General features: G+C 72.4%; 8 protein-coding genes. 2 read left to right on the plus strand and 6 right to left on the minus strand.

Annotation, left to right across the window (positions count from 1 at the left end; genetic code table 11):
- Positions 1 to 10: 10 nt before the first annotated feature.
- The 6 genes from ACZ6JT_RS31440 to ACZ6JT_RS31465 all read right to left on the minus strand — a co-directional run bounded on the left by ACZ6JT_RS31440 (position 11) and on the right by ACZ6JT_RS31465 (position 4,594).
- Positions 11 to 256 carry a hypothetical protein gene (locus ACZ6JT_RS31440; protein WP_469214970.1) on the minus strand — a complete coding sequence of 82 codons (246 nt, stop codon included), beginning with the start codon at positions 254 to 256 and terminating at the stop codon, positions 11 to 13.
- A gap of 111 nt (positions 257 to 367) precedes the next feature.
- Positions 368 to 568: a hypothetical protein gene (locus ACZ6JT_RS31445; RefSeq protein WP_469214972.1), complete on the minus strand. Its 201-nt coding sequence runs from the start codon at positions 566 to 568 to the stop codon at positions 368 to 370.
- A gap of 120 nt (positions 569 to 688) precedes the next feature.
- Entirely contained in the window at positions 689 to 1,585 is an 897-nt protein-coding gene (locus ACZ6JT_RS31450) for an oxygenase MpaB family protein (RefSeq protein WP_469214974.1), read from the minus strand.
- Between the two features lie 118 nt (positions 1,586 to 1,703).
- Positions 1,704 to 2,807: an MBL fold metallo-hydrolase gene (locus ACZ6JT_RS31455; RefSeq protein ID WP_469214976.1), complete on the minus strand. Its 1,104-nt coding sequence runs from the start codon at positions 2,805 to 2,807 to the stop codon at positions 1,704 to 1,706.
- Between the two features lie 140 nt (positions 2,808 to 2,947).
- Entirely contained in the window at positions 2,948 to 3,181 is a 234-nt protein-coding gene (locus tag ACZ6JT_RS31460) for a hypothetical protein (RefSeq protein ID WP_469214978.1), read from the minus strand.
- A 42-nt stretch (positions 3,182 to 3,223) separates the two neighbouring features.
- Positions 3,224 to 4,594 carry an acyltransferase family protein gene (locus ACZ6JT_RS31465; RefSeq protein ID WP_469214980.1) on the minus strand — a complete coding sequence of 457 codons (1,371 nt, stop codon included), beginning with the start codon at positions 4,592 to 4,594 and terminating at the stop codon, positions 3,224 to 3,226.
- A 506-nt stretch (positions 4,595 to 5,100) separates the two neighbouring features.
- Here ACZ6JT_RS31465 and ACZ6JT_RS31470 point away from each other — a divergent pair.
- Both ACZ6JT_RS31470 and ACZ6JT_RS31475 read left to right on the plus strand, forming a co-directional pair.
- Positions 5,101 to 5,424 carry a hypothetical protein gene (locus tag ACZ6JT_RS31470; RefSeq protein WP_469214982.1) on the plus strand — a complete coding sequence of 108 codons (324 nt, stop codon included), beginning with the start codon at positions 5,101 to 5,103 and terminating at the stop codon, positions 5,422 to 5,424.
- Between the two features lie 274 nt (positions 5,425 to 5,698).
- Positions 5,699 to 6,163, plus strand: a complete 465-nt coding sequence (locus ACZ6JT_RS31475) for a hypothetical protein (protein ID WP_469214984.1) — start codon at positions 5,699 to 5,701, stop codon at positions 6,161 to 6,163.
- Positions 6,164 to 6,603 lie beyond the last annotated feature (440 nt).

Below are 6,603 nucleotides of genomic sequence, written 5' to 3' on the forward strand. Positions count from 1 at the left end.
GTGCCCTGGGTCAGCGGTCCCCGCTCTCCTCGGTGCGATCGTCTCCCTGCGGGTGCTCCCGGATCTGTTCCTCCCGGCCGATCCCCGGGCTTTGCCGCTTCGCGGTACGGCCTGCGGCGCCGCGGCTACCGGACTCTCCCGTACGGCCTACAACCGCCTCCTCCGCCGCCTCGCGGGCCTCGCGGTCCCCGCTCTCGCCGACCGCCTGCGACGGCGGGGTGGGGGCGCGGTGACGCCGCTGCTTGGGCTCACTCATGAGGTACCTCCTCGATGCATTGGGCCGGACCGCTCGCGCTAAGCAATACCGCGCTACGCGGGCCCGCCCCTGTGCGGGTCGACGTATGGGACTCGGTCGGCGCGGGGAAGCTCAGTCGTCCTGGGGGCTCACCCAGCGCGTGCCCTTCCCGCCCGGCTTCTCGGGCTGCTGCGGGCGGTCGAGACGGCTGGCCTCGTCGGTGTCGGCGGCGGCCGTCTTCTCATCATCGCGGCGGTCGGCGCGCGGCGCGTGTCGGTCGTGTTCCTCCCCGTGGTGCAGCGGGACTCCTCCTGCTCCGCCCTGCTCGTCCATGTCCGTCCTCCTCGCTCCTGCTCCTCGAGCCGCTGCTGCCACCCGAGCCCCCCGCTGGCGGCTGCCCGGTCCCCGGCCGGCGAAACCCGACGCGGCGGCGCCCCACGGGACCGCTGCCCGTCACCCGACAGGCTGGTCGGCGGCCCGGGCCGGTGCGGGCGGCGGATTCAGCGACCACCGGACCAGCCCGACCGCCGCGCGGGCCGCGGGCCGGACCCACCACCGCTCCAGCGGGAGCCGCCGGGGCAGCCCCAGCTCCGCCCGGGCCCACTCCGGCAGCAGTACGACCGCACCCGCGGCCAGGGCCGCGTACGGCAGACGCAGGGCCCACGGCAGCGGCGGGTGGCGGAGGATGAAGCGGGCCGCCTCCCTCGCTTCGGGGGTGCCGCGGAGCTGCGGCCGGTGCTCCTCCATACGGGCGGCGAGTTCCGCGACGCTGCGCGGCGGGTCGGTGACGCCCAGTGCCGCGCCGACCCGCGCCATGCCGGCCACGTACGCGTCCTGGTCCGGGCCACTCAGCGGTTGGGCGCCGTAGCGCTGGTGGGAGCGCAGAAAACAGCTCAGCTCGGCGTCGTGCACCCAGGCGAGGAGGGCGGGATCCGTCGCTGCGTACGGCTCACCCCCGGAAGCCCGCCCGTGGACCGTCCGGTGCACCGCGGTGACCCGGTCGACCGCCCGTTGGGCGTCGTCGGCCGTGCCGAAGGTGGTGACGGCGAGGAAGGTGCTGATGCTCTGGAGCCTGCCCCAGGGGTCTTCCCGGTAGGCGGAATGCCGGGCCACGGCGGCCATCGCGAGGGGGTGCAGGGACTGCAGGAGGAGGGCACTGATCCCGCCGACGAACAGGGCGGCGTCGGCGTGGACCCGCCGCACCGGGTGGTCCGGGTCGAACCAGCGCGGACCGGGTGTGAGGTGGATCCGGTCCCGGGTGGCCGGGCCGTCCGGCCCCGCCACCCGCAGGAAGAGCGCCTGGCCCAGCCGAGCACGGGCACCTGTGACGACCGTCCTCCAGTGGCCCATGAGTGCAGTATGCCCACCTTTGGGCTCCACCGGCGGTTCGGCCATTCGGCTGAACGCCGCGTCCCGGTAACGCGCGGATGTCGGAGCCAGCCCGTCGTGCGACCGGCCGCGCCGCGTGTCATCGGGGGAGGTGCCGCGCGGCAGCGGCCCCGTGCGAAAGCGCCTCACCCCCACGGTCGGGCGGCTCGGGGTTCCGGAGCGCGGGCCGGGACCACGGCGAGTCGATCCCGTCGGTCTCCGGCCGCAGCCCGAGCTCGTGGAGCTGGTTGACCGCCGACATGGCGGTGAACATCGCGTTCGGGTTGGCGCCGCCGCCCCCCAGTTCGGCGAAACGTTCCGCGAAGCCGGTCGTGAACGCGCTCGGCCGGACCCGCCCGCTCTCCCCGGTCAGCCCGAGTGCCGCCGCATGCAGTGCGGTGGCCTGCTCCAGCAGCCCGTCCAGGTAGGACACGGCCTCGGCGCCCCGGCGCAGGGCGAAGGTGTGCCCGTCGGTGAGGACCGTGGCCTCCCCCTCCTCGAAGAGGAGCGCGACGGAGCCGAGGACGGTCTGGAGCTTGAGCTGGTCGGCGTCGGCCATCGCACCGCAGGGTCCGTTGCCCTCGTCGGACAGGTGGAGGACCCCGCAGTCCCGTAGGTGCACGATCACGTGTCCGGCGCAGTGCCCCTGACTGCGCAGCACGCGGACCGCCCCGTCGGCGAAGGTCCAGCCGGTGAAGCGGAGCGAGCCGATACGAATCCGCTCCAGCGGCCGCTCCTCGTAGGTCCGGGTCGTCGCGCCGAAGGGCCGCATCGGCTGGAACAGCGACATCAGCCGGTCGGCGAGTACGGAGGGTGCGGGCAGCGGTGCGAACCCGACGATGCGGTCGAAGGACCGCACCCAGTACTGCGTGGGGTGCTGCATCTGGTCGACGTCGAGGGCGGGTACGTAGTGCTCCACCGGCACGCCCAGCTCGTCGGCCAGGTCGTTGTTGGCGATGTGGTCGACGTGGCCGTGGGTGGTCAGCAGGAGTGCCCGGGACCAGCTCCCGACCTGCTCCGCAGCCTCTCGCAGCGCCGCACGGAACGTCGCCGTGGCGCCGGTGTCGACCAGCACCAGGGTGTCGCCGACCCGGTGTACGAGGGCGTTGGCGACGTCCGGCTGATCGTGCTCGACGGACAGTTCCTGCCCGAGGACCAGCACGGTCCGGTCGTCGATCCCCATGAGATCCCCGAGTGCGGTCATGGATCCTCCCGCGGTCTCGTCCGGGACCGGGTCCGGGTCCGGATTCGGGCCCGGCTCGCCTCGGCGCTGTCGATCACGCGTCCCCTGCGAACGAGCGTACGCCGCGCCGGGCGCGGTGTCCGCCGCTGCCACCACCGCTGTCAGCAGCGACGGGGTCCGGTACGGCACAGGCGTCGGCACCGGTGCGGACGGTGTCGGGGAGCGGCGCGGAGGACGAGGACGGCGAGGCCAACGGCCGCGCCCATGCCCGAGCCCCCCGAGGCGGTGCCCTGCTGTCGGCCGGGGACCCCGGTGGCGGCGACGAACATGGCGGTGAAGACCACTCCGTCGCCGATGCCGAGGGCAGCCAGCCCGGGCCGGACCAGGCCCGGCATCGGTCAAGGCGCCCACGGCCGCTGGCGCAGCCGGCCGCCGCCTCAGGCCCGGGACGTACCGGACAGGGCCGCATCGGTCCCGGCCCCGGTGGGGCCGGTGGCATCGGTCGCGGGCGCACCGACCGCCGCGGGTACGGATCGCGGCCAGCGCCGGTCCGCCGCCTTCTGCACGCGTCGGCCGAGGCGCTGCATCGGCATCTCGACCAGGCGGTACATCAGGTAGCTGACGGCCGCGACCACGCCGAGGAAGAGCGCCGTCCAGACGATCCGGCCGAGCGTCGAGGACGGCTGCGGAGGAACGCCCACCAGCGGCTCGACGACGCGTAGCAGCGGGATGTGCAGCAGGTACACCGAGAAGCTGATCGCGCCGAGCCACGTCAACACCTTCGGGAAGCGGCGCTCCCGCAGGAGGAAGCCGACCCCGAAGAGCGCCCACGCGGCGAGGTACGCGATCGACCAGGCTTCCCAGCCCGCGGACCAGGTCCGGTCCAGGGCCTCGCCGTGGTTGTACAGCCGGCCGACGACGACGCCCGCGACGACGACGAAACCGCAGGAGAGCAGGGCCGGGACCCGGGCGAGCTGTCCGTGCTGCGCCCGGTACACGACGGTCCCCGCGAACATGGTCGCGAAGATCATCCAGGTCTCGAACGCGGGGGCCCGGCTGTTGAGCGTGACCAGGACCAGGCCGACCCCCGCGAGCACCAGGGCGCCCGCCCCGGTCAGCGAGCGCCTGCCGCTCAGCACGCCGGCGAGGCCCACGAGCACGACCGGCGTCACGATCAGCACGAGCTGGCGGGCCGAGCCCATCTCCGCGCTCAGGAGCTGGGTGCCGACGGCCGTACCCGCCGCCAGCGCGACAGCGGCCAGACCCGCCGCGATCGGCGCGCTGTGCCGGTGCAGGCCACCGGTGAACAGCGCGGTGACGAAGAAGTAGAAGATCATCTCGTAGCACAGCGTCCAGGTGACGTTCATGCCGTTGATGACGCCGAGCAGGTCCTGCAGCATCAGGCCGTTCGCGACCAGCGAGGCCAGGTCGTCCCCGGTGCGCAGCAGCGCGACCGAGCCGTCCCCGGCCGGCAGCATCATGATCGAGAGGACGAAGGCGGCGATCAGGGCCGGATAGATCCGGAAGATCCGGCCGATCCAGAAGGCGCGGACGTCGCCCCGTCGCTCCAGGGAGGCCGGAATGATGTAGCCGCTGACGATGAAGAACAGCATGACGCCGAACAGGCCCATGTCGAAGTTGCGCCAGACCGTGCCTCCGAAGGGCAGCATTCTGAGCACGTCGAAGTGGTGCAGTGCCACGACCAGGGCGGCGATGCCACGGAGTGCATCCAGCCAGCCGAGCCGGGCGCCGGGTCGGACGGCCGGGGCGGCAGCCGTCCGCTGGGTGAGGGGGGATATGTACGGCACGCAGGGACGATAGCCGACCCTCAGGAGTGCCTCGGCGTTGCCGGATCGGGTAGCTGTCGATGGCTTGAATCGTCTCCGGCCCGTCGTGGAACGTCTCGTGGGCCCCGACTCCAAGATCATCGACGCCAACGTCGGCCCGCCCGAAGGGTGATGGGCGTGTAGATCTCACCGACACGAGCGAGCGCGAGTGATGGGGCGAGTTCGCCAAGCGGCCGCGCGTGTTTGTCGAGCGGATCTCGCTCATCGCCGCCCTGCAGTCGTACGTGGACGGATACGACGCCCACGCACGCCCGCAACACCGCCCTGCCCGAGGGCTGGGACCGAGGGGAGTCCCTAGCGGAGCGGGAGGCGACCGCGAGCGCGACGTGGCTTTCCGAGGTGGCGGCGAATGTGACGAGGATCGCCTGCGGGACGGTCGGCGCTCCGGCCCGGTAGCACCGGGGTACGCGCGGGGCGAGGATGGAAAGGCGGCCGCGGCTCCCGATTAATCCCGTTAAGGAAGACTCATGAACCGTCGCACACGCCTCCTCGTCCTCAGCCCGCTCGTTGCGATCACCCTCGCCGCCACCCCGACCGCTTTCGCGGCGGTCGCCCAGTCCCCGTCCGCCGCCGTCCCGGCCGCGACCTGTTCGACCTCGGGCGTCCTCGACAACGGCAAGGTGCACCTCTCCGGTGGCGGCTTCACCCCGGGGCCGGCCTACGTGTACGGATCGGCCGGATTCGGCGGGACGGTCGACATCGCCGAGAACGGCGGCTTCCAGGTCATGAACGTGCCGCCCGGCCAGTACAGCGTCCGGCAGGGTGGCGAATTGACGCAGTGCAGTAAGTAACTGAGAGGGCCGGGGCCAACGGGCCACCGCAAATGGCCGGTGACGCGGATGACCAGTAGCAACGGGACACCGGGGTCAGGACCGGACCGGCAGGTGCCCGTTGGCGCCCTCAGCACCGCCGCAGCTGGTCGGCCACTACGTCGCCGACCACGGCTAGACCAGCACGTTCCCCTGGTTCCAGTTCCCGTGGGTCCCCGCCGGCGCCCACCTGTAGACGCCCGCGTCGAGTGACCCCCCGCCCTCGCTGGTACGTTCGCCACACGCACGGGGGGAGATGGACGAGCCGGTGGACAGCGCTCTGCGGTACGCGGCGGTGATGGTGCTCATCGAGCTCGCGCGAAGCCGCGACTACCGAGATCGGGCCGACGCGGGTCGTGCCCTGGCGGGCCTCGCGGAGAGGCCGGAGGCCGCCGGGCCCCTGCTGGAGCTCGTACTGGACACGGGTGACACCTTCGTCACCCGTGTGACGGCGCAAGCCCTGCTTCGACGTAACGACGTGGTGGGGCTGTCCATCGTCGCCTCCGCGCTGTCAGCCGCCGATGCGAACCAACGCGACTGGATCGGCACCGCGATCATGGACGTGCTCGGCGGCTTCTCCTCCGACAGGGACGACGCGATGCGGCTGTCGCAGGGATTGGCGCGGGGAAGCGACGACGACCGGGTCTCTCGGGGCGCTCGTCAGCTGCTCGAAATCCTGGCCGAGATTGACCCTGTCCTGCGCCCGGTAGCGCGCGGCTGACGCATCGAGGGCGCCCAGGTGGAAGGACAACGTCCTCATCGCCATCGACGACGTCGAGCACGTCGTCGTGGCTACGGCTCGGGGTACGAACGGTGTCGGAGGGTGACATTCGGGGCGCCGGGCGGTGAGGCGCCCCACAGGACCCACGTCACATACGAACGACGGTAGTGGACCTGGAAGGGCCAGCTCGAACCCCTCTCACACCCGCCCCCACCTGCCCGGACCTTGATCCCGACGACGACGGGCCGTCGGGCCCCGGCTGCGAGGCCGGCTAGTAAGCGAGGTCTTTGCCAGGGCGGCGGAGGGGTGGGTAGAACTGGGTGAGTCGCCGGGCGGCACGGGTGCTTCACCCGCCGCCGACGAACCTCTCTCCCTCGTGTGAGTGGCTCACGCATGCCTCCGGGTGTGCGGCGACCGTCCTTGTTCCCGTCGGAAGGTTT

The sequence above is a fragment of the Streptomyces sp. NPDC046308 genome, from assembly GCF_055588065.1.

Coding starts and splice junctions, on each gene's coding strand:
- ACZ6JT_RS31450 (WP_469214974.1), bottom strand. CDS start 1,585: ATGGGCCACTGGAGGACGGTCGTCACAGGTGCCCGTGCTCGGCTGGGC.
- ACZ6JT_RS31475 (WP_469214984.1), top strand. CDS start 5,699: ATGGACGAGCCGGTGGACAGCGCTCTGCGGTACGCGGCGGTGATGGTG.
- ACZ6JT_RS31460 (WP_469214978.1), bottom strand. CDS start 3,181: ATGCCGGGCCTGGTCCGGCCCGGGCTGGCTGCCCTCGGCATCGGCGAC.
- ACZ6JT_RS31455 (WP_469214976.1), bottom strand. CDS start 2,807: ATGACCGCACTCGGGGATCTCATGGGGATCGACGACCGGACCGTGCTG.
- ACZ6JT_RS31440 (WP_469214970.1), bottom strand. CDS start 256: ATGAGTGAGCCCAAGCAGCGGCGTCACCGCGCCCCCACCCCGCCGTCG.
- ACZ6JT_RS31470 (WP_469214982.1), top strand. CDS start 5,101: ATGAACCGTCGCACACGCCTCCTCGTCCTCAGCCCGCTCGTTGCGATC.
- ACZ6JT_RS31445 (WP_469214972.1), bottom strand. CDS start 568: ATGGACGAGCAGGGCGGAGCAGGAGGAGTCCCGCTGCACCACGGGGAG.